We start from the raw sequence: 23,348 nt of genomic DNA, 5'->3' as shown, positions 1-23,348 counted from the left end.
TCGTGCTCAGAACTCGACGCCGGCTTGCGCCTTGATGCCGGAGCGGAAGGGATGCTTGACCAGCGTCATCTCGGTGACGAGATCGGCGATCTCGATCAGCTCGTCCTTGGCGTTGCGTCCCGTGAGCACGACATGCGTCATCGGCGGCTTCTGCGTAGCCAGAAAATCGACGACCTCGGCGATGTCGAGATAGTCGTAGCGCAGCGCGATGTTGATCTCGTCGAGCACGACCATGCGCAGGTTGTGGTCGAGAATCAGCTCCTTGGCCTTCTCCCAGCCGGCGCGCGCTGCGGCGATGTCGCGGGCGCGGTCCTGCGTCTCCCAGGTGAAGCCTTCGCCCATGGCGTGGAACTGGCAGAGGTCGCCGAAATGGCCGGTGAGCGTGCGGCGTTCGCCGGTATCCCAGGCACCCTTGATGAACTGCACGACCGCGCAGGGGAAGCCGTGGGCGACGCAACGGACGATCATGCCGAAGGCGGAGGAGGACTTGCCCTTGCCGGCGCCGGTGTGGACGATGATGAGGCCCTTTTCACCGCTCTTGGTCGCCATGATCTTGTCGCGGGCGACCTTCTTCTTCGCCATTTTCGAGGCGTGGCGGGCGTCGGTCTCGTCGACCGTTTGGGTATCCGGTTCAGGCGTCATCGGACGGGGTCCTTCGGCTTGACAAGAGGCGGCCGGGGGCAAATGGTGGCCCGGCGTTGGTTCCTGTCCTACGACAGGCGAAGAGGGAATGCGATAGGGTCCGAATCGGCAAGATTTGGTTCCAAAATGCAGCCGCCCCCGCGACCGTGACCGGAGAGATGCCCGAAGCCACTGACCCCTTGGGGATCGGGAAGGCGGGGATCGAAGGGGAAACCCTGCTCCGGAAGCCGGGAGACCTGCCAGCGCGGACGAGTTTTGGACCGGCGGACGGGGTGTTCCGCGACGGGGAAGCGGGCCTTCGCAAGAATGGTTCGTGCGCCTCTTCGCTTCCCGCTATTTATTCTGGAAGAGGCGATGACCGTCACACTTCACGTCTGCATCACCTGCCGTGCCGGGGAGACGCTCGGCGAGGGCGAGGCGACACCCGGCAAGCGCCTGCATGGTGCGATCCTTGATGCCGGCGTGCCCGACGGCGTCAATGTAGTTCCCGTCGAATGCCTGTCTGCATGCAGCCAGGGCTGCTCGGTCGCGCTCAGCGCGCCCGGCCGCTGGTCTTATGTCTATGGTCGCCTGTCGGATGCGAATGCGCCCGACGTGGTCGCGGGCGCCGCCGCCTATGCCGCCGCGCCCGACGGCCTCGTGCCCTGGCGCAGCCGTCCCGAGATCTTCCGCAAGCAATCGCTTGCCCGCATTCCCCCCATGGCCGTCGTGCCGGAGGCCGCCGAATGAATTCGCTCGCAAAAGTCCCGGTCACGGTGGTCACGGGATTTCTCGGCTCCGGCAAGACGACGCTGATCCAGCATCTGCTCGCCAACGCCAACGGCAAGAAGCTTGCGGTGCTCGTCAACGAGTTCGGCAGCCAGGGCGTTGACGGCGAGATCCTGAAATCCTGCGCCGACGCCAATTGCCCGGAAGAGAACATCATCGAGCTCGCCAATGGCTGCATCTGCTGCACCGTTGCCGACGATTTCATTCCGACCATGGAGAAGTTGCTGTCGCGGCCGGTAAGGCCCGATCACATTCTGATCGAAACCTCGGGCCTGGCGCTGCCAAAGCCGTTGCTGAAGGCATTTGACTGGCCGGAGATCCGTTCGCGCATCACGGTCGACGGCGTAATCGCGCTGGCCGATGCCGAAGCTGTCGCCGCTGGTCGCTTCGCGCCCGACCCGATTGCTGTCGAAGCGCAGCGCGCGGCGGACAAAAATCTCGATCACGAGACGCCGCTGTCGGAGGTGTTCGAGGACCAGATCGCCTGCGCGGACATCGTGCTGCTGACCAAGGCGGATCTTGCGGGCGCGGCAGGCCTCGAAGCGGCCAAGGCGGCGATCACCGCCGAGATGCCGCGTCGCGTGCCGATGTTGCCGGTGACCGATGGTGCGATCGACGCGCGCCTCATCCTCGGTCTCGGCGCTGCCGCCGAGAATGATCTTGCTGCGCGCCCCTCGCATCATGACGGCGAGGAAGAGCACGAGCACGATGATTTTGCTTCGGTCGTGATCGATCTTCCTGAAGTCGCCGATGTCGATGCGCTGGTCGCGTCGGTCCAGCGTCTCGCGCGCGAGCAAAACGTGCTGCGCGCCAAGGGTTACATCGCGGTTGCGGGCAAGCCGATGCGCTTGCTGCTGCAAGCAGTCGGTGAACGCGTGCGCCACCAGTTCGACAAGCCCTGGGGCGCTGGTCACAGGCAGTCAAAGCTCGTCGTGATCGGCGAGCACGGAAATATTGATGAAGCCGCGATCAAGGCGGGACTCGGTATCTGATGCACGTCGTCTTCCGCGAGAGCCGCGGTCTCGAGGAGACCGCGACGCCAAGGGACATCGGCCAGGATCCGGCCGATCTCGTGGTGCTCTCGTATTCGGATTCGGATCTTGCGGCGTTCGCGGCCGGCTGGCGCCGTGGCCGCGACACTCTGCCGTCGCTGCGGCTCGTCAATCTCGCAGAGCTCCGTCATCCGCTTTCGGTCGACACCTATATCGAGCGTACGTTGTCGCGGGCGCGCGGCATTCTGGTGCGTCTGATCGGCGGTGAGTCCTATTGGGCGTATGGGCTCGCGGCTCTGCAGCAACTGGCGAAGGATCGCGGCATCGTCCTGGCCGTGCTGCCGGCCGACGGCCGCGACGACACGCGGCTGGACGCATATTCGACCTTGCCGGTCTCGACGCTGCGGCGGCTCAAGGTGCTCTGCGACACCGGCGGCCCCGTCGCGGCGCAAGCGGCGATCGCGCAGCTCGCGCTGGCCTCCGGTCTCTATGCCGGGCCGGTTATCGGCGAGATGAACGTTCCCGAGATGGGTTTTTACGACCCCGGGCGGGGCGTCATTGCGGCGCCGTCGGCCTCCGAGGGGAAGCCGCGCGCGCTGGTGACGTTCTATCGCTCCTATCTCACCGCCGCGGACACCGCCCCGGTCGATGCCCTGATTGCCGCGCTGCGCGAGAAGGGATTTGATGCGCATGGCGTATTCGTCACCTCGCTGAAGGCTGCAGGCGTTGCGGATTGGCTTGGGACGTATTTCGCGAAGAACCCTCCGGCTGCGATCGTCAATGCGACGGCGTTCTCGGCGATGGGCGAGGACGGCACGACGCCGTTCGATGCTGCATCCTGTCCGGTGTTCCAGGTCGCGCTCTCATCGGTGCGGCGGGAGGACTGGACCGAGTCGCTGCGTGGTCTGTCGCCCGGCGATCTCGCGATGCATGTTGTGCTGCCCGAGGTCGACGGCCGTCTGTTCGCGGGTGTGGTGAGCTTCAAATCGGCCGCGATGCGCGATCCCGATCTGCAATTCTCGCATCTTGCGCATCGCGCGGATGAAGAGCGCGTGAACGCCGTCGCCGCGCATGTTGCAGCCTGGCGGCGCCTTGCCGAGAAGCCGGCTGCCGGCAAGCGGTTGGCGCTCGTGCTCTCGAACTATCCGGGTCGTCCGCACCAGATCGCGCATGCGGTCGGTCTCGATGCGCTTGCTTCCGTCGAAGCGTTGCTGTCCGACCTCGCGGAGGCCGGCTTCGATGTCGCGCCGGTCCATGGACTCGGCGAAACGCTGCTCAAGCAGACCTTGAGCTGGAGCATTGCCGATTACCGCGCGGCGCTCGCGCGCCTCCCGCAATCCTTGCAGGACGATCTCGCGCAAGCCTGGGGTGCACCGGCGACCGATCCGGGTTGCCGCGACGGCGCGTTCCACTTCGTTGCGATCCGTTGCGGCCGGTCGATCATCGCGGTTCAGCCGGAGCGTGGCGATGCGACCACGCGCGATTCCGACTATCACGATCTCGCCCGCACGCCGCGCCACGCCTATGTCGCGTTCTATCTCTGGCTGCGGGGGCAGGGCTGTGATGCCGTCGTGCACATGGGCGCGCATGGCACGCTGGAATGGCTGCCCGGGAAATCAGTGGCGCTGTCGCAGACGTGCTGGCCGGAAGCCCTGACCGGCGATTTGCCCGTTATCTATCCCTTCATCGTCAACGATCCCGGCGAAGCCGCGCAGGCCAAACGGCGCATCGGCGCCGTCACCATCGGCCATCTGCCGCCACCACTGGCAGCATCAGCGGTGCCGGACGGGTTGCGCAGGCTCGAACAGCTTCTCGATGAATATTCGACTGCCGATGGCCTCGATCCCGCCCGCCGCCAACGCTTGATCGCCGCGATCCGTGACGAGGCACGCGCGGCTGGCCTCGAAGACGATCTTGGTCTCGATGCTGCGGCCGCACCGGCCGAAGCGATCCCGCGGATCGACCGCTTCGTCTGCGATCTCAAGGAAAGCCAGTTCGGCGACGGCCTGCACGTGTTCGGCCGCGGACCCTGCGGCGACGCTGAACGAGACGCTTTGCGGGCCGCGCTTGCAGGACAGCGTGTCGCGCCGGGGCCGTCAGGTTCGCCCTATCGCGGGCGTCAGGACGTGCTGCCCACCGGACGCAATCTCTTTGCTGTCGATCCGCGCGCGGTGCCGACGCCGTCGGCGCATGCCCAAGGCATCAAGCTCGCGGAAGAATTGCTACGTCGTCACCTGCAGGATCACGGCGACTGGCCGAAGGGCCTTGTCGTCGATCTCTGGGGTTCGGCGACGATGCGTACCGCGGGCGAAGAGTTTGCGATGGCGCTGCATCTGGCCGGTCTTGCGCCGCGCTGGGATCACGCCTCCGGCCGTGTGACCGGCTACGACATCATCGCGCCGGCCGAGCTTGGCCGGCCCCGCATCGACGTCACGCTGCGTGTCTCGGGCCTGTTTCGCGATGTCTTCGCCGGCCTCGCGCAATTGTTCGAAGCCGCCTCCGAGGCGCTGGCGACCCGCGACGACGAGGGCGATGAAAATCCGTATCGCCATCGCACGTCGCGCGTGTTCGCGCCGCGCCCCGGACAATACGGCGTCGGCCTCTCGGCGATCCCGGACGCGTTCACGCCCGAGACGCGCGAAGCCGCCGGCGAAGCCTGGCTCTCGGCATCGTCCTGGGCGTTCTCCGCGGACGGCGCGATCAAGCCCGATCGCGCCGGCATCGAATCGCGGCTCGCATCCGCCGATGCTTTCGTGCACGTGCAAGATTTGCCGGAAACCGATCTTCTGCTCGCGGCCGACTATGCCGCCCATGAAGCCGGCATTGCGGCGGCCGCAGCGCATCTCGGCGCGGCAGGACCATCGCTCTATCATCTCGACACGACGCGACCCGAGCAGCCGCATGCGCGTACGCTGACCGAGGAGATTTCGCGCGTGGTCCGCGCGCGCGCGGCCAACCCGGCCTGGATCGCCGGCATGATGCGCCACGGTTTTCGCGGGGCGGCCGAGATCACGGCAACGCTCGAGCACATGGCGGCCTTCGCGCATCTGGCCGGCGCGGTGCCGCCGCATCTGTTCGACCTCTACTATGATGCGACGCTTGGCCATGACGACGTCCGCGCCTTCATGGCCCGCGAAAATCCGGCAGCGCTGGCAGCGATGGAGACATGTTTCACGCGCCTGCATGAGGTCTCGCTCTGGCGAACGCGCCGCAATTCGATCGCGGCTGCGCTGCGGGAGGCGTCATGAGCGCTTCCGTGGTCAAGGGCTGGTGTCCCGGCGCGCTGCGCCCGATGCAATCGGGCGACGGGCTCGTGGTTCGTGTACGTCCGTTCGGCGGACGGCTCGATGCTCCACAAATCTCCGGACTGGCCCGTCTCGCCGAACGCCATGGCAACGGCCTGATCGACGTGACCAGTCGGGCCAATCTCCAGATCAGGGGCGTCAGCGACACCAGCCACAGGCTGCTGCTCGACGGCCTTTCGGAACTGGCGCTGCTCGACCCCGACGCTGACACCGAATCCCGTCGCAACATTCTTGTGACGCCGTTCTGGCGTGCCGGAGACACGACACAATCGCTCGCCGCCGAGCTTGAGGAGGCGCTCGCTGACAGCAAGCTCGAACTTCCAACCAAGTTCGGCTTCGCCATTGATGACGGCACCTCACGCGTGCTTGCGGGCGATTCCGCGGACGTACGAATCGAACGCGATCGATCCGGCGGACTGCTGGTGCGGGCCGCTGGCGACAAACTCGGCCGCTCCGTCGCGCGCGGCGAAGCCGTGACCACCGCGCTCGCGCTCGCCAACTGGTTCGCGATCTCAGGCGGCGCCAGGGGCGGGCGCGGGCGGATGGCGGCGCATCTGGCCGCCGGTGCAATCCTGCCGGCGGCATTGCTCGGCGATGCCGAGCCGGCGCCGATCATGGCCGCGGCGCGTCCCGGCCTCTATTCGCAAGGTGCGATGGTCGGCGTCGCCTTCGGACAGATGGCGCATGCGACGCTCGACCAGTTCGCCGGTTTCGGACATGCGCTGCGCATGACGCCGTGGCGGATGGTTTTGAGCGAAGGCAAGCGCGTGATGCCGAACGCGACTGGCCTGATCACCGAGGCCTACGATCCTGCGCTACGCGTGATCGCCTGCAGCGGCGCGCCACGCTGTCGCGAGGCGCATGCCGATACCCGCGGTCTGGCCGCGGCCCTGGCTCCGAACATCGGCGCGGCCGCACGGCTCCACGTCTCTGGTTGCGCCAAGGGCTGCGCCCATTCCGGTGCGGCCGCCATCACTCTGGTCGCGACCGGCGCAGGCTTCGATCTCGTGCGCGGTGGGTCGACACGCGATGAGCCCATCCTGCGGGGGCTGAGCCGCGACGATATCGTCAGAGATCCCTCCATCCTGATGGGGGGGCACTGATGCCGCACTCGTACGAGACCGACGGCGCGGCGATCTATCGGCAGTCCTTTGCGACCATCCGGGCCGAAGCTGATCTTGCGCGTTTTTCGCCGGACGAGGAGCAGGTGGTGGTGCGGATGATCCATGCCGCCGGCATGGTCGGCCTGGAGGCGCATATCCGCTTCACATCAGGCATGGCGACAGCCGCGCGCGCAGCCTTGCAGAAGGGCGCACCGATCCTGTGCGACGCGCGCATGGTCTCCGAAGGAATTACGCGCGCGCGGCTTCCCGCGGCCAATGCTGTCATCTGCACGTTGGGCGACGAGACCGTTCCCGCGCTCGCGCAATCCATGCGCAACACCCGTTCGGCTGCGGCTCTCGAATTGTGGCGCCCGCATCTCGATGGCGCGATCGTGGCGATCGGCAACGCGCCGACCGCATTGTTTCATCTGCTCAACATGCTGGAGGACCGCGACTGTCCCCGGCCAGCGGCGATCATCGGCTGTCCCGTGGGCTTCGTCGGCGCCACCGAATCCAAGGCTGCGCTGATGGCCGATCCGCCGGCGCCGGCGCTCACGGTCGAGGGCCGCCTCGGCGGTTCCGCGATCACGGTCGCCGCCGTGAACGCGCTGGCGAGCCGGAGCGAATAGATGGGACGCATCATCTGCTGCGGTCTCGGCCCCGGTGATCCCGATTTGATGAGCGTGCGCGCCGATCGCACGGTGCGCGGCGCAAAGCATGTCGCCTATTTCCGCAAGAAGGGCCGGCCCGGCCAGGCGCGCCGCATCGTCGAGGGCATGTTGGCGGCCGACGTCACCGAATATCCGATGGAATATCCGGTCACCACGGAAATCGCCTTCGACACGCCTGAATATGTCCAGCTGCTTGCCGGCTTCCACGACGAATGGGCGGAACGTCTGGCCCGGCTGGCGCGTGCGGTCGACGTCGTCGTGCTCTGCGAGGGCGATCCTTACTTCTACGGCTCCTTCATGCATCTGCACACGCGCCTGCAAGGCCGTGTCGAGATCGAGGTGATCGCCGGCATTCCCGGCATGGTCGGCTGCTGGAATGGCGTGGGACAGCCGATCGCGCTCGGTGATGACGTGACGACGGTGCTCATGGGCACGCTCGCCGAGGCCGAGCTCGAGCGCCGCATGCGCGATTCCGATGCGCTCGTGATCATGAAGACCGGGCGCAATCTGGCAAAGGTCCGCCGCGCGCTCGCTGCCGCCGGACGGCTGGACGACGCCTGGCTGGTCGAGCGCGGCACCATGCCCGGCGAGCGCGTGGTGCGGCTCGCGGAGATCGATGCCGCCGACTGCCCCTATTTCGCGATCGTGCTCGTGCACGGCAAGGGCCGGCATCCGGACGCCGCCGAATGACGGGCACGCTGACCATCGCGGGCCTCGGGCCGGGCAGCGATGCGCTGGTGACGCCCGAGGTCTCCGCCGCGCTTGCCGCCGCGACCGACATTCTGGGCTACGCGCCCTATGTCGCGCGCGTGTCAGCGCGGGCAGGGCTCACTTTGCATCCTTCCGACAATCGCGAAGAGCTGCAGCGCGCAAGCGAGGCGCTGCGGCTCGCGGCCGAAGGCGGCCAGGTCGTCGTCGTGTCCTCCGGCGACCCCGGTGTCTTCGCGATGGCGTCTGCCGTATTCGAGGCGCTCGAACAGGCGCCGCAATGGCAGGAGCTGCCGATCCGTGTGCTGCCCGGCATCACCGCGATGCTGGCGGCTGCCGCGCGCGCCGGCGCGCCGCTTGGCCATGATTTCTGCGCGATCAACCTGTCGGACAATCTCAAGCCGTGGGCGGTGATCGAGAAGCGCCTGCGGTTGGCCGCGGAAGCCGACTTTGCCATTGCGATGTATAATCCGCGCTCGGCGAGCCGGCCGGAAGGGTTTGGCCGTGCGCTTGCGGTGCTGAACGAGGCCGGCTGCGGCGAGCGCCTCGTGATCTTCGCGCGCGCGATCAGCGCCGCCGATGAAAGGATCGAGACCGTCAGGCTGAACGAGGCGACGCCCGAGATGGCCGACATGCGCACGCTGGTGATCGTCGGTAATTCGCAGACCCGCCGCGTCGGCCGCTGGGTCTATGCGCCGAGGCAGGTGCGATGACCGAGCCACTGTACGATTTCCGCCACGCTCTCGACCCGCAATCGTTCGGGCAGCTCCGGTCGCGAGATCATGATGACTGGCAGGCTGAGCCTGCGGGCGGCGTCGATTTTAGCGCGCGCGCCGTCGCCGCCGGAATTGCGGGCGACGATCCACGCGATGCCTCGCGCGCGCATCATTTCCAGCTCACCCTCAAGCGTGAACGGCCCACGCGACACGATGACGTCCGCGGCGAGGGGCAGCGGCGCTTCGGGCGGATCAACGAATCTCAGCGTATAGGCGTGCTGCGGCTTGGCCGCGAATGGCGCGATGTGTTGGCGGCCGATGGCGAGGAACACATTTTCCGCCGCCTCGGGCAGCGCGGCGACGGCAGCGTTGACGTCTGCGACCTCGATCCAGCTATCGCCGGGCGCTTTGGTCCATGGCGCACGCTCAAGAGCGATCAGCGGCGTTCCGGTTTCCGCGCACGCCTCAACCGCGTTGCGGCTCATCCCGGCCGCGAAGGGGTGCGTCGCATCGACCACATGCGTGATGCCTTCACGGCGAATGTAGTCAGCAAGTCCGCTGACGCCGCCAAAACCGCCGATGCGGGTCGGCAGCGGCTGATTGGCAGGTGCACGGGTGCGGCCGCCATAGGAATACACGGCGTCAATGCCTGCGCGCGCGATCTCCGCCGCGAGCAGGTTTGCGTCGGCCGTTCCGCCCAGAATGACGGCGCGCGTCATGGCTGATCCCTGGCTGACCATTATCGGTATCGGCGAAGATGGCCTTGCCGGGCTGTCCGAAGCAAGCCGAAAGGCGCTCGCCAATGCTGAAACCGTCTTCGGCGGGGAACGGCACCTCGCGCTTGCCGATGTGACCAGCCGGGGTCGGCCGTGGCCGGTGCCATTCGACGCAGATATCGTGCTGGGCTGCCGCGGCCGCCCGACGGCGGTGCTCGCCTCCGGCGATCCGTTCTGGCACGGCGTGGGCGCGAGCCTCGCCGAGAAACTCGACGCCAGCGAGTGGGTCGCGCATCCGGCCCCGTCAACGTTTTCGCTCGCCGCCGCACGGCTGGGCTGGCGCCTCGAAGCAATTGCCTGTCTCGGTCTCCACGCCGCGCCATTCGAGCGTCTCGTGCCGCATCTGGCGCGAGGTGCGCGCATTATTTGTCTCGTACGCGACAGTAAGGCGGCCGGCGATCTCGCGAAATGGCTGACGGCGCGCGGTTGGGGTGCCTCGTCATTCTGGACGCTCGCCGCGCTCGGCGGGCTGCGCGAAAGTATCAACGAGCATCGCGCCGATAGCTTTGCGGGTGATCTTGCCGAGAGCCTGGTTGCAGTGGCCGTTGAGGCGGCGGGCATGCAGGGCCTTCCTCGCAGCTCGGGACTATCAGACGATCTCTTCGTCCATGACGGCCAGATCACCAAGCGTCCGGTCCGTGCGCTCGCGCTTTCGGCGCTGGCGCCGCGTCCCGGTGAACGGCTGTGGGACATCGGCGCCGGTTCGGGTTCGATCTCGGTTGAGTGGGCGCTGTGCGGCGGTACGGTGATCGCGGTCGAGGCGCGCGAGGATCGTGCCGCGAACATTCGCAACAATGCTGCGGCGTTCGGGTTGGCACATCGGATCACAGTCATCACGGGAAAAGCGCCCGAAGCTCTGGTTGCGCTGGAAGTGCCGGATGCCGTCTTCATCGGCGGCGGTCTCGACGTCGCGATGTTCGACGCCGCCTGGTCGCGCCTCGTGCCCGGAACGCGGCTCGTTGCGCATGCGGTGACGCTGGAGACGGAAGCGCTGCTCGGTGAGCTGCACCAGCGCCACGGCGGCGAATTGATGCGGGTCGAGATTGCACACGCCACTCCGCTCGGCCGCTACCGGTCCTGGGAGGCTGTGCGGCCCGTGGTGCAATGGAGCGCGGTCCGATGAAGGTCGCCGGGCTCGGATTCAAAAAGGATGTCACGCTGGCGTCGCTGCGTGAGGCGCTGCTGGCGGCCGGCGGTTCCGAAGGCCTCGCGGCTATCGCGACTGTGAGTGACAAAGCCGAGGCAGAAGCCCTCAAGCAGCTCGCGCATGAATGCGGCGTGCCGATCAAGGCGATCGCCGCCGAAATGCTGGCCGGCATCGACACGCCGACACAGTCAGAACTCGTTGCGGAAAAGTTCGGGACGGGATCGGTTGCCGAGGCCGCAGCGCTCGCGGCAGCCGGACCTCGCGCGCGACTGATCGCAACGCGGGTGGTCTCGCAGGATCGCACCGCGACCGCGGCGATCGCGGAAGGAGACGGCGCATGACGGTGCATTTCATCGGCGCCGGACCGGGCGCTCCCGATTTGCTGACATTGCGCGGACGCGATCTGATCGCCACGTGCCCGGTCTGCCTCTATGCCGGCTCGCTGGTGCCGGAGGGCGTGCTGGCGCATTGCCCGCCCGGCGCGCGCATCGTCAACACCGCGCCGCTGTCGCTCGACGAGATCATCGCCGAGATCGCTGCCGCGCATGCCGACGGCAAGGACGTCGCGCGGCTGCATTCGGGCGATCTCTCGATCTGGTCGGCGATGGGTGAGCAGCTCCGCCGCCTGCGCGCGCTCGACATTCCCTACACCGTCACGCCCGGCGTGCCTTCCTTCTCGGCCGCCGCGGCTGCGCTGGAGGCCGAGCTGACGCTGCCCGGCCTTGCCCAGACCGTGGTTTTGACGCGCACCCCGGGCCGCGCCAGCGCGATGCCCGAAGGCGAGAAGCTCGCCGCGTTCGCCGCCACCGGCGCGGTGCTCGCGATCCATTTGTCGATCCACCTGCTCGACAAGATCGTCGCCGAGCTGACGCCGCATTACGGCGCGGATTGCCCGGTCGCGATCGTCTGGCGTGCGAGCTGGCCCGACCAGCGCATCGTCCGCGCCACGCTCGCAACACTCGACGCTGCTGTCGGCGGCGAGATGGAGCGCACCGCGCTTATCCTGGTCGGCAAGACGCTGGGCTCGGCGGATTTTTCCGAGAGCCGTCTCTATGCCGCCGATTACGACCGCCGCTATCGCCCCGTGGGCGCAGAGCCGCGTTTTCCGGAGGTGTCGTGATGGCGGCAGGGCTCGTCATCTCCGCGCCGGCCTCGGGCGTCGGCAAGACGACGCTGACGCTGGCGCTCGCTCGCGCTTGGCGCAATAGCGGATTGCGGGTGCAGTGCTTCAAGAGCGGGCCTGACTATATCGACCCTGCGTTTCATGCGGCCGCTACGGGACGCGCCTCCGTCAATGTCGACAGCTGGGCGATGGATCGCGGGACGATCTCGCATCTCGTCAGCCGCGGCACTGACGCCGATGTCGTGCTGGCCGAAGGCTCGATGGGCCTGTTCGACGGCGTCGCCGCGCGGGGCGTCTGCGGTACCGGGGCGACCGCCGACATTGCAGAGATGCTGGACTGGCCGGTGCTGCTGGTGATCGATCCCTCGGGACAGGCACAGACGGCGGCAGCCATCGCCGCAGGCCTTCGCGACTATCGTCCCGGCGTGCGCCTTGCAGGCGTCGTGCTCAATCGCGTTGCCAGCCCGCGCCATGAAGCCCTCGTGCGGCGTGCGCTGCTGGATGCCGGCATTGCCGTGTTCGGCGCGCTGCCGCGCCATGCCGAGATCAGCCTGCCGAAGCGGCATCTCGGACTGGTGCAGGCCGAGGAGCAAGCGGAGATCGGCAAGTTGATCGACGAGGCCGCGCGCTTCGTCGCCGAGCATGTCGATCTCGATGCGGTGCTGCAATCGGCTGCCAGCTGGTCGCCGCAACCTGCCGCACGCGGCGTGAACGTGACGCCGCCCGGCCAGCGCATTGCGCTTGCCCGTGACGCTGCGTTCTCCTTCGTCTATCCGCATATGCTGGAAGCGTGGCGCGCGGCGGGTGCGGAGATATCGACATTCTCACCGCTGGCTGACGAAGGTCCTGATCCGGGCGCCGATGTGTGCTGGCTGCCCGGCGGTTATCCTGAGCTCCAAGCCGGGAAGATCGCCGGCAATGCGCGCTTCCGCAGCGGATTACGCGCCTTCGCAGCGACGCGGCCGGTGCACGGCGAATGCGGAGGCTATATGGTGCTGGGTACCGCTTTGACCGACGCCGACGGTATCCGCCACGAGATGACGGGCCTGCTCGGCCTGGAGACGAGCTTTGCCAAACGCCGCATGCATCTGGGCTATCGCTTGGCCGAGCTCACAGCGCCGATGCCGGGTCATCAGGCGGGTGCACGCCTGCGTGGTCATGAATTCCACTATTCGACGATCCTCGCGCAGCCCGACACGCCGCTGGCGGTCGTGCACGACGCGACAGGCGCGGTCATCACCGAGACCGGCTCGCGGCGGGGACAAGCCACCGGCACGTTCTTTCATCTGATCGCGGAGGACCGGTGAGCGGTTTTGTCTCCTTCGTTTCCGCCGGCCCCGGCGATCCCGAGCTCCTCACGCTCAAGGGTGCCGCGCGGCTGCGCGAGGCCGACGTCGTGCTCTATGATGATCTTGCTTCGGGCGCGATCCTCGATCTGGCCCGTCCCGGCGCCAATCTCGTCGCGGTGGGAAAGCGGGCAAGGCGGCCCTCGACCAAGCAGCACCACGTTAACCGCCTCCTGGTCGACTACGCCGCAACCGGTGTGCGCGTAGTTCGCCTGAAGTCGGGCGATGCCGGTATCTTTGGCCGGCTCGAGGAGGAGCTCGAGACGCTGCGCGATGCGGGCATCGGCTATGAGATCATTCCGGGCGTCACCACGGCCTGCGTCGCTGCGGCCCAGGCCGGGATTCCCCTGACCCGGCGCCATACCTCGCGCCGGGTGCAGTTCATCACCGGCGCGGACGTCACGGGCGAGCTGCCGCCAGACCTCAACTGGGCGGCGCTGGCCGATCCGGAGGCGACGACCGTGGTCTATATGGGCCGCCGCACGTTTCCGGCGCTTGTCGCAAAATTGATAGAGCATGGGCTCTCCCCAACCGCGCCGGCCTTGTTCGCCGAATCCCTCGGCCGTCCCGATGAACGATTGGTCCGCACCACCATTTCGGAGCTTGCCGAGCAGCTTGCCCGGGGCGGGGCGGCCTCCACGGCGGCCGTGATCCTGTTCGGCGCGCTGGCGGGGGAATATCCGTCATGACGGCCTCGGCCGCCCTTCGCCCCTTGACGCCCGGCTTGCGAAAGAGGCACACAGGAGAGGCATGGTGCTCGACGCGGCGCAAAGCGCCGGAGCATAATCGGGAATGGGGATGGGCGGACCCAGTTGCGGCGCCCAAAACCCCAGCCGCCCCCGCGACTGTAAGCGGTGAGGGACTTCGATCAGCCACTGGGCCGCAAGGTTCGGGAAGGCCGGAGACTCCCAGTGAACCGCGAGCCAGGAGACCGGCCCTGCACGTTTTTAGGCCAAGGCCGTCGGGTGTGACGGCAAGAAGGATCTGAGCCATGCATATCGAACCCGGACTAGTCTCGGACGCCAAGCTCGTGTTGAGCTACGCAACCGGCATCGCCGTCGGCGGCGTTGCGTTGAAGCTCGCGGTCGAGACCGTGCGCGAGCAGGGTATCACGTCGTTCGCGGCGCGCACGCTCGCCACCACGGCCCTCGTGTTCGTCTTCTTCGAGATCCTGCCGCACTTCCCGGTCGGCGTGTCCGAAGTGCACTTCATCCTCGGCTCGACCCTGTTCCTGCTGTTCGGTGCTGCGCCAGCGGCCTTCGGCCTCGCGTTCGGCCTGCTGTTCCAGGGCATCTTCTTCGAGCCGCCCGACCTGCCGCAATATGGCATGAACGTCACCACGCTCCTGGTGCCGCTGTTCGCGATCCAGGCGATCGCCACGCGGATCATTTCGCGCAACACCGCCTATGTCGATCTGAAGTACCGCCAGGCACTGGCGCTTTCGACGACGTATCAGTTCGGCGTCATCGCCTGGGTGGCGTTCTGGGCGCTCTATGGCTCCGGCTTCGGCGCGACCAACCTCGCCAACATCGCGACGTTCGCGGCGTCCTACGCGCTGGTCATCGTGATCGAGCCGCTCGCCGATCTCGGCGTGCTGGCGCTGGCAAAGTCGTTGCGCGGCGTCACCGCGCCCGGCCTCGTCACCCCGCGTTTGCATAGCGCGGCCTGAGAGACAAGCGAATGGGCGGCCGTCATGGCCGCCCTTCGCAGCCTCGATGTTCACGCTCTCCCTGATAGGCATCGGTTGCGGCAATCCCGAGCAGCTGACGCGCGCCGCGATCGCTGCGATCAACGCGGCCGATCTCGTCCTGATCCCGCGCAAGGGGACCGCAAAATCCGATCTCGCCGATCTCAGGCGGACGATCTGCGCGGATGTGCTCACCAGCGACACGACGCGCATCGCCGAGTTCGATCTTCCAGTGCGCGACGCGGCTGAAGCGGACTACCGCAAGGGCGTGGACGATTGGCACGATGCCGTCGCCGCGACCTGGTCGCAGGCGATCGCAGATCATCTCGACGCTGACGGCAAGGTCGCGCTGCTGATCTGGGGCGATCCCTCGCTTTATGATTCTTCGCTGCGCATCGCGCGGCGGCTCAATCCGTCGCCTGAGATCGAAGTCGTGCCCGGCATCACCTCGATCCAGGCGCTGTGCGCGGCACATGCGCTGCCGCTCAATGATATCGGCGAGCCATTCCTGGTGACGACGGGCCGCCGCTTGCGCGATGGCGGCTGGCCGCAAGGTGTCGATACCGTGGTGGTGATGCTCGACGGCGGCACGGCGTTCCAGTCGCTTGATCCGGAAGGGCTTCACATCTGGTGGGGCGCCTATCTCGGCATGCCGGATCAGGTCATCATGTCCGGCGTGCTGGCCGAGATCGGTCCGCGTATCGTCGCTGTGCGGCAAGAGGCGCGCGAGCGGCATGGCTGGATCATGGACAGTTACATCCTCAAGCGCAGGCCGTAAGGCAAGCGAGGCAGCATGCTCCCCGAATGGGTCTACCAACAGTGCCCCGATATTTCGGCAGTCCATCGCGAGGCGGCGGTCGCGCGGCAGGCGCAATTGACGAAACCGACCGGCGCGCTCGGACGGCTCGAGGAGCTCGCGATCGAGCTTGCGGGCCTGCAAGCAACTGAGCAGCCGCGCGCGGCGCGGGTGCCGATCATCATCTTCGCCGGCGATCACGGCATTGTCGCGCAGGGCGTCTCGGCCTATCCGCAACAAGTGACCATCGCGATGCTGGCGAATTTTGCCTCCGGCGGCGCCGCGATCTCGGTGCTTGCGCGTGAACTGGGATCAAACCTGGAGGTCGTCGACGCCGGCACGCTGGCGCAGCAGGAGATGGCGGGAATCGTTACCGACAAGCCGCGTTGCGGCACGCGCGATTTCAGCGTCGAAGCTGCGCTCACCCCCGCGGAGCTGGCGTTTGCCTTCGAAGCCGGTCAGCGCGCAGTTGCTCGCGCCGCGGCCAGCAAGCCCGATCTCCTGATCTTCGGTGAGATGGGCATCGGCAATACCACGACATCGGCGGCGATTGCGGCGAGCCTGCTCGGCATGGGTGCCGAGGAGATCGCGGGCAGCGGAACCGGCGTCGACGCGGCCGGCCGTGCGCACAAGGCGCGGGTGATCGACGCTGCGATTGCTCACCATGGCGTTGCGGGCGCTTCGCCCGAGAAAATCTTGTGCGCCGTCGGCGGCCTCGAAATCGCGGCCATCTGCGGCGCTGTTATTGCGGCTGCGCAGCGCCGCATCCCTGTGCTGCTCGACGGCTTCATCGTGTCGGTGGCGGCGCTGGCGGCGACGCGGCTCAACCCCTCTTGCCAGCCATTCTTGTTGTCATCGCATCGATCGGCGGAGCAGGGGCACCGGCTGGTGCTGCGTGCGCTGAACGTGCAACCGCTGATCAGCCTCGATCTCAGGCTCGGCGAAGGATCGGGCGCGGCCATCGCGCTGCCATTGGTGCGATCTGCCTGCGCGCTCCACAACGACATGGCGACCTTTGCGCAGGCCAATGTGCCGGATCGTCCGGCCTGATCAAAGCATCCGCTGGTTGACGGAGACGACGCGCCAGCCGGTCGTGAGCCGGTCGATCCGGGTCAGCGACAGCGGATCGATGACGAAGCGCAGGGCCGACTGTGGCGTCAGATCCAGCGCGATGCACAGCGCCGCGCGGATGGTGCCGGAATGCACGACGAGCGTGGCCGATCCGGCTCCGATCCGCGAGAGCCCCAGCCGGACGCGCGTGACCTGATCCTCAAAGCATTCGCCGCCCGGCGGCCGTCCGTGCGCCGGATCGTTCCAGAACTGCGCATAGGCGTCCCCTCCGGTCGCTGCGAGATCGTCATGCCGACGACCGGTCCAGGCACCGAAGTCCTGCTCGCTGAATTCGCCCACCAACTCGGGTTCTAGCCCCAGCGCGCGGGCCGTCTCGACCGTGCGCCGCGACGGGCTCGCAAAGCTCGTGGCGTTCTGCGGCAGACGCTGCCGCAGCGCCTCCAACTGCGCGCGACCGCCGAGATCGGCCGGCGCATCGGCTGCATGGATCGTCCCGGCGATCCCGTCGACGGGCGCATGCCGTATCAGCCAGAGGAAGGTCTCGCCTTCCATGCTTATCTCCAAGGAAGTTGGTCGTTGTGGCAATAACGCCTGCTGGCACATTGACTCTGTCTGGATCGTAATCCTAGATGCTCGTGACGGTTTCCCCGAGAGGGGATGAAAAGGGAATGCGGTGCGGGGACTTTGTCCCCAATGCCGTGGCTGCCCCCGCAACTGTAAGCGGCGAATCTTGCGTCACGAGCCACTGGGTATCTCGGTCCCGGGAAGGCGACGCAAGGTAGTGACCCGCGAGCCAGGAGACCTGCCGTCAGCCGTGGTCACACGCGAAGATGTCGGTCGGGGAGTACAGACATTCGGCTTCATCGGAAGGCTGACAAGCCAAGGTGAGACCTCGTTCGCTGTGACGTGCCACTGACGTCATACCGAGGTCTGAACCATGTTTTCCGTCCATGCCATCCGGCTGCGCAATTTCCTTGCGTCCGCTGCGCTCACATCCCTTGCCGTCCTTGATCTGCCCGCTGCGATGGCGCAGCAGGTTCGCGAACCTCTGCCGCCCGTCGAGATATCGCCCGCTCATCCCCGGAAGCTGGCCAGGCCGGCCGCCCGGGAAGCGCAGAGCCCACGCCGCGCAGCAGCGCGCCGGCCGGCGACTGCATCCGCAGTGCCCAAGCCTGTCGTGCCCACCGCAGCGGCGCAAACACCGCTCAACACCAATGCAGTCCCCGAGAGCGCCTCGCGTCTCGGTCTAACCGTGCGGGAGGTCCCCGCCACCGTGGAGGTGATTTCAGCGAAAACTATGCGCGAGCAGGGCTATCGCACTGTTTCCGAGGTTGCGCAGGGCGCCGTCGGCGTCACCTCAGGGGATAACCCGGCCGAGCCTGCGGCGTTCTCGATGCGCGGCTTCACCAACAGCCAGATCAACATGCTCTACAACGGCATCAAGATCGGCCCGCAGAACATGACCTCGCGGATCATGGACACGGCCAATCTCGAAGCAGTGGAATTCCTGAAAGGTCCGGCCTCGCTGATCTCGGGCGAAGGTGCCGCCGGTGGCGCGATCAACACCGTTACCAAGCAGCCGCACACCGGACCAATCCGGAACGAAGCCGATTTCTTCTCGGACTCGCTGAACTCGTTCGGCGCGCATTACGGTTCGGGCGGCAGCACCAACGTACAGGGACTCGACTATCGCTTCGATGTCAGCCGTGCTTCGCTCAACGGCTTTGCCGACGACACCAACACCAAGACGCTCGACGTCTCCGGCCAGCTTAACTACCGCATTTCGGACAGTCTCAAGATCTGGGGCGCGATCGAGTATCGGGAAGACCGTTCGAAAGCCTATTGGGGTGCACCGCTGGTGCCGATCGCCTTCAGCGGCTCGCATGCGACGACGGGGATCGTTTCGGGCAATTACTTCAACAGGACTGATCTTGGGGCTGTCACCATCGACGACCGCACTTTCAACACCAACTACAACGTCCTCGACAATCGAAACGTGGCGCAGGAGGTGTGGCTCCGCGGCGGCTTCGAGCTGAGGCTTGCGCCTGACCTGACGCTGAAAAGCCAAGCCTATGGTTATGGTGCGGAACGCACCTGGTTCAACAATGAGATCGAGGCGTTCGATTCCACGACGAACAGGGTGTATCGCGAGCGCTTCTATGTCGCGCACAGCCAGCGCCTTGTCGGCAACATCACCGACTTGATCTGGGATGCCAACATCGCCGGCTTCGACAACCGCTTGGTCACGACGCTTTCGTCGAGTTATCTCGACTTCGTCAGGCCGGGCGCGGCAAACTTCCCGAACGACGATGTCTCGCTGGTCAATCCCGACCGCGGCTATTACGGCCTGCTCACGACCAAGCAGCAGACCGCCCGCATCGACAACGAGGCACTGTCGTTCGAGGACCGGCTGAAGTTGACGCGCAGCTTCGCGCTGGTCGGCGGCCTCCGCGTCGAGCATATCGGGCTCGACCGCAACTCGACCGACAAGACCGGGCTGGGGAACGCGAACTTCCCGTTCTCGAAATCCTGGGTCCCGACAACGGGGCGTATCGGTTACACGTGGGAAGCCGTTCCGGGTCTGACCTTCTTCAGCCAGTACGCCACCGGCGCCGACATCGCAGCCAACAACATCTTCCTGCTCAATCCGACCGATCCGCTCAACCTGACCACTGCGCGCACCTATGAGACCGGCGTCAAGCACCTGTTCTGGGACAACCGGGCAGAGTGGTCGTTCTCGGCCTATGACATCCTGCGCAAGAACGTCTATGCCGCGGCCGGCGGCATGCAGCTCAACCTCGCCGGGCGGCAGGAGTCGAAGGGTGTGGAGCTGGCTGCATCCGTGCGGCCGATCGAGCCTCTGCGTCTCTGGGGCAACATCGCCTATGTCGATGCGCGCTATGCCGATTACAATTTTGTCGGCGGCTCGTTCTCCGGCAATACGCCGCCGAATGTGCCGCGCATCGTCGCGAACGCCGGCGCCTCCTGGCGCCTCTTCACGCCCTGGCCGGTGGAGCTCGGCATCACCGGCCGCCATGTCGGCGACCGCTACAACACCGATGCCAACGTCGTGACGATGAAGGCCTACACCGTCGCGGACGTCTACGCCTTCGTCGACATTCCCAAAACGGTGTTCGATGCGCTCGACCAGGCCCGCCTGACGTTCCGCGTGCGCAACATCGCCGACAAGCGTTATGCGATCTGGGGCGATCCGTTCTATCCCGACCAGATCCTCTTGGGTGCGCCGCGCACCTATGAGATCTCGGCTGCGTTCAAATGGTAGGATGCTGATCGATGATGAGCGCGATCGTTCTGCTGCATCGCTGGCTCGGGATCGCGTTCTGCCTGCTGTTTGCGATGTGGTTCGCGACGGGAATCGTGATGCACTTCGTTCCGTTTCCGTCCCTGACGGAAGCGGAACGCTTTGCCGGACTGGCGCCGGTGGATCGCGCAGAGGCGAGGATCGCGGTCACCGATGCGGTGACCGCGAGCGGGATCGGGGATGCGACGCGCGTTCGGCTGATCCAGCGCAGCGACGGACCGGTCTATATCGTCTCGGCGCCATCGCGTGCAGGCGCAGTCCGTGCCGCCGATGGGGGCGACGCGTCGGTCACGTCTTCCGACATTGCACTGGCTATTGCGCGAGATCATGCACGCAGCCGCGGACTCGATGCCGCGCGGGCCGCGATTGTCGCGCGCGCGGGCTATGACCAATGGAGCATGCCGAACGGCTTTGACCGCCATCGGCCCTTGTTTCGCATTGCTCTCGGCGACGCCGCCGCAACGGAGGTCTACGTCTCCTCGCTCACCGGCGAGATCGTTTTGGATACAACGCGCAGCGAGCGTGGCTGGAATCTTGTCGGCAGCGTGCTGCACTGGATCTATCCAACGATCCTGCGAAGCAACTGGTGGCTGTGGGATCGCGTGGTCTGGACCTTGTCGCTGCTGGCCCTGATCGCAGCTTTGCTTGGCGCTGTGCTCGGCCTTACGCGGATCAAGCTTCGCGGAGGTCTGATCGGCTCACCCTATCGTGGCTGGCATGCCCTGCATCATCTCATCGGACTCGCGGCGACGGTCTTCGTGCTGACATGGATTTTCAGTGGCTGGCTCTCCATGGATCACGGGCGGCTGTTCTCGCGCGGGCAACTGACCTCGGCAGAAGCCGGCGTGATGAACGCTTCACCGAATTGGACGGCGGCCGCATCGCTCGATCGGCAGCCAATATCGCTGTCGGCCCGTGAAATCGAATGGTTTGCCGTCAACGGCAATCTCTATCGGCGGGATCGGATGGGCCTTGCCGCCCAGACGTTGATCGAGGCAGGCGATGCGCCCCGCGATAGATCAACGGGATTTCTGGATGCGCACGAGCTCCAGGGGCTGACCGCGCGCCTCGCGGCCGGCTGCGCCGTACCGTCCGTACTTGCCGACAGCGACGACTATCCCGCGCAGTCCACCGTCCCGGGTGCCCCGGTCTACCGCTCGCGCTGCGGCGACCTCTGGTTCGACATCGACGGCGCCGACGGCAATTTGCTGCAAAGGCTGGATTCGTCGCGGCGGGCTTATCGCTGGTTCTACGGCGCGCTGCACACGCTGGATTTTCCCGCCCTGATGGCGCATCCACGTCTACGCGATGTTCTGATTGTCGGACTATGTATGTTGGGACTGGTGTTCTCGGTCACCGGGATCGTCATCGGCTGGCGCCGGTTGCGGTTCTCATTGTCAGTCCGAGCTATTGGGCCGGGCCGCAGCGGCCGAAACGCATAGCCGGGGACTTGCGCGTCCGGCCGAATTCTCGAAACATGGGGCCATTAAGTGACGGAGACCTCTGTGACGCAGCTGACCGACGTCTTTGAAGCCGACGTCGCCATCTACACATTTCATATGATCATCGCCGATGGTACCAAGGAAACGGTCGAGGAGCACATTCCGGCGCTGGTGAAGCAGGGGCATGGATCAATCAAGATTTTCATGACCTACGACCGGCTCAAGGTCGACGACGATCCACCATCACAGCAGTTGTGCTCCAAAATTTCGTTCCGGATCCATGTCCGCCACGAGCCGGCCGGTGGGCTTGGCAAGCAAAAACAACCTCGTTCTACTGTGCATGGGGTTGTTTTCGCGCTTTTGGTTTTGCCCGCCCTCAGCCTTGGCGGCGCAGGAAGCCGGTGATCGTGACCTTTTCCCAGATGTCGGCCGCCGCAAACGGATCGGCTCGGTTGAAGGCTTCGACTTCGCTGCGGCCGGGCGCCTCTATCAGGAACAGGCTGCCGATCATCCTCTCGCCGTCGTCGGAGACGAGCGGCCCTGACATCACGATCTTGACGCCGAAGCGCGAGGTGTCGCTCAGGAACGATTTATGGGCGTCGTAATTGGCGAGCCGCGTCGGCAGCGCGCCAGTGCGGTCGATGGCGTGAATGGCGAACAGCATGATGTTTCCGTTTCCTGCTCGGATTCTTGGGACGGCCGCGACGGCGGCCGTCCATGTTTGTCTTGATGGATACGCTTACTTGCCGCCGAGCTTGCCGGCTTCTTCGAAAGTCGGGCAGTTCCGCTGCTCCAGCGGCACGTCGAACGGCTGGTAATTGTCCTTGGTGATGACGGTCGGCTTCAGCACGATCTCGGCGATGACGGGTTGGCTGCGCAAGGATCGGATCGCCATCATGGTGCCGAGGCATCCCTGGAAAAATCCGTTGTAGTCGCCGCTCGCGAGCAGCTTGCCGGACTTGATCGCGTCGATCGCTTCCTTGGTACCATTGATGCCGATCACCTGCGCCTTGCGGTTGGCGCCGTCGAGCGCCTCGATCGCGCCGACCGCCATGGCGTCGTTGGCGGCGAGCACGCCGTCGATCTGCGCGTTCGACTGCATCAAATTCTCCATCACCTGGAGCGCCTGGAGTCGCTGATAGTTGCCGGGCTGCGAGGCCAGCAGTTTTGCGCCGGCGTTTTCCTTCAGCGCGTCGTTGAAACCGCGGACGCGGTCGACATTGGTCAGCGAGCCCTTGACGCCCTCGATAATGACGATGTTGCCCTTGCCGCCCAACGTCTTGAGCAGGAAGCGCGCGGTCTCGAGGCCGAGGCTGTAATCGTCGGCGCCGACGAAGGAGAGGAACTTGCCGCCGGCGGAGCGGTCGGTGATGTTGATAACGGGGATCTTGGCTTCGTTGATCTTCTCAACCCCCGGCACCATCGCCTTGTAGTCGACCGGCGTGAAGACGATGGCGCTCGGCTTCTTCACCACGACGTCTTCGATCTGGCTGAGCTGTTCTGGGATAGAGTCAGGCTTGGTCGGAATGTACTGCAGCGTCTTCGCGTTCAGGGTCTTCGCCATGTTGTCGGCGCCGACCCGCACCGTCTGGAAGAACGGGTTGGTCTGGTTCTTGGTGAAGACGGCGATGGTCTCGCCGTCGGCGCGAACCTCGGTGGTGAACGCGGCCGCCATCAGCAGCGGCAGCGTCAAATAATACGTCAGGTAACCCAGTTTCTTATTCATGTTGTCT

23 protein-coding genes and 3 riboswitches are annotated in these 23,348 nt (G+C 66.0%); of the genes, 18 read left to right on the top strand and 5 right to left on the bottom strand.

What is annotated here, in order from left to right; all coding sequences use genetic code 11:
• Window positions 1-6: 6 nt before the first annotated feature.
• Entirely contained in the window at window positions 7-642 is a 636-nt protein-coding gene (cobO, locus tag ABIB06_RS03390; RefSeq protein WP_354044238.1) for a cob(I)yrinic acid a,c-diamide adenosyltransferase, read from the bottom strand.
• A 40-nt stretch (window positions 643-682) separates the two neighbouring features.
• Window positions 683-900, top strand: a riboswitch (cobalamin riboswitch).
• A gap of 96 nt (window positions 901-996) precedes the next feature.
• Here cobO and ABIB06_RS03385 point away from each other — a divergent pair.
• From ABIB06_RS03385 to cobJ, 7 genes are read left to right on the top strand one after another with little or no spacing between them, the layout of a single operon-like run.
• Window positions 997-1,371 carry a DUF1636 family protein gene (locus tag ABIB06_RS03385; RefSeq protein WP_247350160.1) on the top strand — a complete coding sequence of 125 codons (375 nt, stop codon included), beginning with the start codon at window positions 997-999 and terminating at the stop codon, window positions 1,369-1,371.
• Window positions 1,368-2,402 carry a cobalamin biosynthesis protein CobW gene (gene cobW, locus ABIB06_RS03380; RefSeq protein WP_354044233.1) on the top strand — a complete coding sequence of 345 codons (1,035 nt, stop codon included), beginning with the start codon at window positions 1,368-1,370 and terminating at the stop codon, window positions 2,400-2,402. Before ABIB06_RS03385 ends, cobW begins: the two co-directional genes overlap by 4 nt.
• On the top strand, window positions 2,402-5,650 hold the full coding sequence (gene cobN, locus ABIB06_RS03375; RefSeq protein ID WP_354044230.1) for a cobaltochelatase subunit CobN: 3,249 nt from the start codon (window positions 2,402-2,404) through the stop codon (window positions 5,648-5,650). The genes cobW and cobN overlap by 1 nt, the downstream gene beginning before the upstream one ends.
• Entirely contained in the window at window positions 5,647-6,810 is a 1,164-nt protein-coding gene (gene cobG, locus ABIB06_RS03370; RefSeq protein WP_354044226.1) for a precorrin-3B synthase, read from the top strand. The genes cobN and cobG overlap by 4 nt, the downstream gene beginning before the upstream one ends.
• Window positions 6,810-7,439: a precorrin-8X methylmutase gene (locus ABIB06_RS03365; RefSeq protein WP_354044223.1), complete on the top strand. Its 630-nt coding sequence runs from the start codon at window positions 6,810-6,812 to the stop codon at window positions 7,437-7,439. Before cobG ends, ABIB06_RS03365 begins: the two co-directional genes overlap by 1 nt.
• Complete coding sequence (locus ABIB06_RS03360) at window positions 7,440-8,171, top strand: precorrin-2 C(20)-methyltransferase (protein ID WP_247289004.1); 732 nt, start codon at window positions 7,440-7,442, stop codon at window positions 8,169-8,171.
• Complete coding sequence (gene cobJ / locus ABIB06_RS03355; RefSeq protein ID WP_354044219.1) at window positions 8,168-8,902, top strand: precorrin-3B C(17)-methyltransferase; 735 nt, start codon at window positions 8,168-8,170, stop codon at window positions 8,900-8,902. Before ABIB06_RS03360 ends, cobJ begins: the two co-directional genes overlap by 4 nt.
• Here cobJ and ABIB06_RS03350 read toward each other — a convergent pair.
• Window positions 8,878-9,624, bottom strand: a complete 747-nt coding sequence (locus ABIB06_RS03350) for a cobalt-precorrin-6A reductase (protein WP_354044216.1) — start codon at window positions 9,622-9,624, stop codon at window positions 8,878-8,880. The two genes, cobJ and ABIB06_RS03350, sit on opposite strands and share 25 nt — an antisense overlap.
• On the opposite strand from ABIB06_RS03350, the gene cbiE reads away from it, so the two are divergent.
• The 8 genes from cbiE (at window position 9,623) to cobT (ending at window position 16,830) form a co-directional block, all read left to right on the top strand.
• A complete protein-coding gene (gene cbiE, locus ABIB06_RS03345; RefSeq protein ID WP_354044213.1) occupies window positions 9,623-10,804 on the top strand; it encodes a precorrin-6y C5,15-methyltransferase (decarboxylating) subunit CbiE in 1,182 nt (393 codons plus the stop codon). The genes ABIB06_RS03350 and cbiE overlap by 2 nt on opposite strands.
• Window positions 10,801-11,169 (top strand): cobalamin biosynthesis protein, encoded by a 369-nt coding sequence (locus ABIB06_RS03340; RefSeq protein ID WP_354044209.1) that lies wholly within the window; start codon window positions 10,801-10,803, stop codon window positions 11,167-11,169. Before cbiE ends, ABIB06_RS03340 begins: the two co-directional genes overlap by 4 nt.
• Window positions 11,166-11,948 (top strand): precorrin-4 C(11)-methyltransferase, encoded by a 783-nt coding sequence (gene cobM, locus ABIB06_RS03335; RefSeq protein ID WP_354044206.1) that lies wholly within the window; start codon window positions 11,166-11,168, stop codon window positions 11,946-11,948. Before ABIB06_RS03340 ends, cobM begins: the two co-directional genes overlap by 4 nt.
• On the top strand, window positions 11,948-13,258 hold the full coding sequence (locus tag ABIB06_RS03330) for a cobyrinic acid a,c-diamide synthase CobB (RefSeq protein WP_354044203.1): 1,311 nt from the start codon (window positions 11,948-11,950) through the stop codon (window positions 13,256-13,258). The genes cobM and ABIB06_RS03330 overlap by 1 nt, the downstream gene beginning before the upstream one ends.
• Window positions 13,255-13,986: a uroporphyrinogen-III C-methyltransferase gene (gene cobA, locus ABIB06_RS03325; RefSeq protein ID WP_354044199.1), complete on the top strand. Its 732-nt coding sequence runs from the start codon at window positions 13,255-13,257 to the stop codon at window positions 13,984-13,986. The genes ABIB06_RS03330 and cobA overlap by 4 nt, the downstream gene beginning before the upstream one ends.
• A 45-nt stretch (window positions 13,987-14,031) precedes the next feature.
• Window positions 14,032-14,251: riboswitch (cobalamin riboswitch) on the top strand.
• Between the two features lie 37 nt (window positions 14,252-14,288).
• Window positions 14,289-14,966, top strand: coding sequence for an energy-coupling factor ABC transporter permease (locus tag ABIB06_RS03320; RefSeq protein WP_354044195.1), 678 nt, complete (start codon window positions 14,289-14,291; stop codon window positions 14,964-14,966).
• A gap of 46 nt (window positions 14,967-15,012) precedes the next feature.
• Window positions 15,013-15,762 carry a precorrin-6A synthase (deacetylating) gene (gene cobF / locus ABIB06_RS03315; protein WP_354044191.1) on the top strand — a complete coding sequence of 250 codons (750 nt, stop codon included), beginning with the start codon at window positions 15,013-15,015 and terminating at the stop codon, window positions 15,760-15,762.
• A gap of 15 nt (window positions 15,763-15,777) precedes the next feature.
• Window positions 15,778-16,830 (top strand): nicotinate-nucleotide--dimethylbenzimidazole phosphoribosyltransferase, encoded by a 1,053-nt coding sequence (cobT, locus tag ABIB06_RS03310; RefSeq protein WP_354044188.1) that lies wholly within the window; start codon window positions 15,778-15,780, stop codon window positions 16,828-16,830.
• On the opposite strand, the gene ABIB06_RS03305 is transcribed toward cobT, so the two are convergent.
• The gene (locus ABIB06_RS03305) at window positions 16,831-17,403 is read right to left on the bottom strand and encodes a histidine phosphatase family protein (RefSeq protein ID WP_354044184.1); all 573 of its coding nucleotides are present in this window, start codon (window positions 17,401-17,403) and stop codon (window positions 16,831-16,833) included.
• A gap of 70 nt (window positions 17,404-17,473) precedes the next feature.
• Window positions 17,474-17,675, top strand: a riboswitch (cobalamin riboswitch).
• A 113-nt stretch (window positions 17,676-17,788) separates the two neighbouring features.
• Between ABIB06_RS03305 and ABIB06_RS03300 the strand changes: the two genes are divergently transcribed.
• The 3 genes from ABIB06_RS03300 (at window position 17,789) to ABIB06_RS03290 (ending at window position 22,020) form a co-directional block, all read left to right on the top strand.
• Entirely contained in the window at window positions 17,789-20,134 is a 2,346-nt protein-coding gene (locus ABIB06_RS03300) for a TonB-dependent receptor (protein ID WP_354044180.1), read from the top strand.
• 11 nt (window positions 20,135-20,145) lie between these two features.
• Entirely contained in the window at window positions 20,146-21,615 is a 1,470-nt protein-coding gene (locus tag ABIB06_RS03295; RefSeq protein ID WP_354044176.1) for a PepSY domain-containing protein, read from the top strand.
• Between the two features lie 63 nt (window positions 21,616-21,678).
• Window positions 21,679-22,020: a hypothetical protein gene (locus ABIB06_RS03290; protein WP_354044580.1), complete on the top strand. Its 342-nt coding sequence runs from the start codon at window positions 21,679-21,681 to the stop codon at window positions 22,018-22,020.
• Here the strand turns inward: ABIB06_RS03290 and ABIB06_RS03285 are convergent.
• Both ABIB06_RS03285 and ABIB06_RS03280 read right to left on the bottom strand, forming a co-directional pair.
• Window positions 21,992-22,279, bottom strand: a complete 288-nt coding sequence (locus tag ABIB06_RS03285; RefSeq protein ID WP_354044173.1) for a YciI family protein — start codon at window positions 22,277-22,279, stop codon at window positions 21,992-21,994. The genes ABIB06_RS03290 and ABIB06_RS03285 overlap by 29 nt on opposite strands.
• A gap of 75 nt (window positions 22,280-22,354) precedes the next feature.
• Window positions 22,355-23,341: a sugar ABC transporter substrate-binding protein gene (locus ABIB06_RS03280; protein WP_354044169.1), complete on the bottom strand. Its 987-nt coding sequence runs from the start codon at window positions 23,339-23,341 to the stop codon at window positions 22,355-22,357.
• Window positions 23,342-23,348: the final 7 nt, after the last annotated feature.

Source organism: Bradyrhizobium sp. LB8.2 (genome assembly GCF_040548035.1).
Taxonomy (GTDB): domain Bacteria; phylum Pseudomonadota; class Alphaproteobacteria; order Rhizobiales; family Xanthobacteraceae; genus Bradyrhizobium.
The sequence above is the reverse complement of the archived record's forward strand: the minus strand, read 5'-3'. Positions and strand labels throughout refer to the sequence as shown.

What these genes read in the sequence shown, in the direction of transcription:
- cbiE (WP_354044213.1), top strand. Translation starts at nt 9,623, where the DNA reads ATGGCTGATCCCTGGCTGACCATTATCGGTATCGGCGAAGATGGCCTT.
- ABIB06_RS03285 (WP_354044173.1), bottom strand. Translation starts at nt 22,279, where the DNA reads ATGCTGTTCGCCATTCACGCCATCGACCGCACTGGCGCGCTGCCGACG.
- cobJ (WP_354044219.1), top strand. Translation starts at nt 8,168, where the DNA reads ATGACGGGCACGCTGACCATCGCGGGCCTCGGGCCGGGCAGCGATGCG.
- cobF (WP_354044191.1), top strand. Translation starts at nt 15,013, where the DNA reads ATGTTCACGCTCTCCCTGATAGGCATCGGTTGCGGCAATCCCGAGCAG.
- cobO (WP_354044238.1), bottom strand. Translation starts at nt 642, where the DNA reads ATGACGCCTGAACCGGATACCCAAACGGTCGACGAGACCGACGCCCGC.
- ABIB06_RS03385 (WP_247350160.1), top strand. Translation starts at nt 997, where the DNA reads ATGACCGTCACACTTCACGTCTGCATCACCTGCCGTGCCGGGGAGACG.
- cobG (WP_354044226.1), top strand. Translation starts at nt 5,647, where the DNA reads ATGAGCGCTTCCGTGGTCAAGGGCTGGTGTCCCGGCGCGCTGCGCCCG.
- ABIB06_RS03280 (WP_354044169.1), bottom strand. Translation starts at nt 23,341, where the DNA reads ATGAATAAGAAACTGGGTTACCTGACGTATTATTTGACGCTGCCGCTG.
- ABIB06_RS03300 (WP_354044180.1), top strand. Translation starts at nt 17,789, where the DNA reads ATGTTTTCCGTCCATGCCATCCGGCTGCGCAATTTCCTTGCGTCCGCT.
- cobM (WP_354044206.1), top strand. Translation starts at nt 11,166, where the DNA reads ATGACGGTGCATTTCATCGGCGCCGGACCGGGCGCTCCCGATTTGCTG.
- cobT (WP_354044188.1), top strand. Translation starts at nt 15,778, where the DNA reads ATGCTCCCCGAATGGGTCTACCAACAGTGCCCCGATATTTCGGCAGTC.
- ABIB06_RS03330 (WP_354044203.1), top strand. Translation starts at nt 11,948, where the DNA reads ATGGCGGCAGGGCTCGTCATCTCCGCGCCGGCCTCGGGCGTCGGCAAG.
- cobW (WP_354044233.1), top strand. Translation starts at nt 1,368, where the DNA reads ATGAATTCGCTCGCAAAAGTCCCGGTCACGGTGGTCACGGGATTTCTC.
- ABIB06_RS03350 (WP_354044216.1), bottom strand. Translation starts at nt 9,624, where the DNA reads ATGACGCGCGCCGTCATTCTGGGCGGAACGGCCGACGCAAACCTGCTC.
- ABIB06_RS03340 (WP_354044209.1), top strand. Translation starts at nt 10,801, where the DNA reads ATGAAGGTCGCCGGGCTCGGATTCAAAAAGGATGTCACGCTGGCGTCG.
- cobN (WP_354044230.1), top strand. Translation starts at nt 2,402, where the DNA reads ATGCACGTCGTCTTCCGCGAGAGCCGCGGTCTCGAGGAGACCGCGACG.
- ABIB06_RS03320 (WP_354044195.1), top strand. Translation starts at nt 14,289, where the DNA reads ATGCATATCGAACCCGGACTAGTCTCGGACGCCAAGCTCGTGTTGAGC.
- ABIB06_RS03295 (WP_354044176.1), top strand. Translation starts at nt 20,146, where the DNA reads ATGATGAGCGCGATCGTTCTGCTGCATCGCTGGCTCGGGATCGCGTTC.
- ABIB06_RS03305 (WP_354044184.1), bottom strand. Translation starts at nt 17,403, where the DNA reads ATGGAAGGCGAGACCTTCCTCTGGCTGATACGGCATGCGCCCGTCGAC.
- ABIB06_RS03360 (WP_247289004.1), top strand. Translation starts at nt 7,440, where the DNA reads ATGGGACGCATCATCTGCTGCGGTCTCGGCCCCGGTGATCCCGATTTG.
- ABIB06_RS03365 (WP_354044223.1), top strand. Translation starts at nt 6,810, where the DNA reads ATGCCGCACTCGTACGAGACCGACGGCGCGGCGATCTATCGGCAGTCC.